This window comes from Martelella sp. UBA3392, assembly GCF_002358775.1.
GTDB lineage: Bacteria > Pseudomonadota > Alphaproteobacteria > Rhizobiales > Rhizobiaceae > Martelella > Martelella mediterranea.
Genome location: NZ_DEPM01000240.1, coordinates 1 through 361 on the forward strand (window position 1 = coordinate 1; position 361 = coordinate 361).

The window sequence follows — 361 nt, forward strand, 5'->3', positions numbered from 1 at the left end:
CTCAAGGGGGGAGATTGTTTGCTGCGAGGCCTCGGCCCCCGCTCAGGCAGCGCCCTTCTGCGGGCACATGTCGCTGGCGTCGATGCCGGCGACGACGACGGGTTTCTTCATCGCGTCGCGACGGAAGGGTTCGCCGAGTTCCTGGTTGAGAAGCACCTCGATGAAGGTGGTTTCCTTGTTCTTGAGCTGGCGCTCCACCGCGGTCGTCAGCGCCTCGGTCAGTTCCTGCTGGCTGCGGACCTGGACGCCGTGCGCGCCGCAGGCCTTGGCGATCGCGGCATAGGAGGTGTCGCGGTCGAGCTCGGTGCCGACGAAATTATTGTCGTACCAGAGCGTCGTGTTGCGCTTTTCCGCGCCCCAC

1 protein-coding gene is annotated in these 361 nt (G+C 65.4%); it reads right to left on the minus strand.

What is annotated here, in order from left to right; genetic code table 11:
* Positions 1 to 42: 42 nt before the first annotated feature.
* On the minus strand, positions 43 to 361 hold a 319-nt coding region (locus B4E36_RS19095), incomplete at its 5' end, for a thiamine pyrophosphate-dependent enzyme (protein ID WP_345900699.1).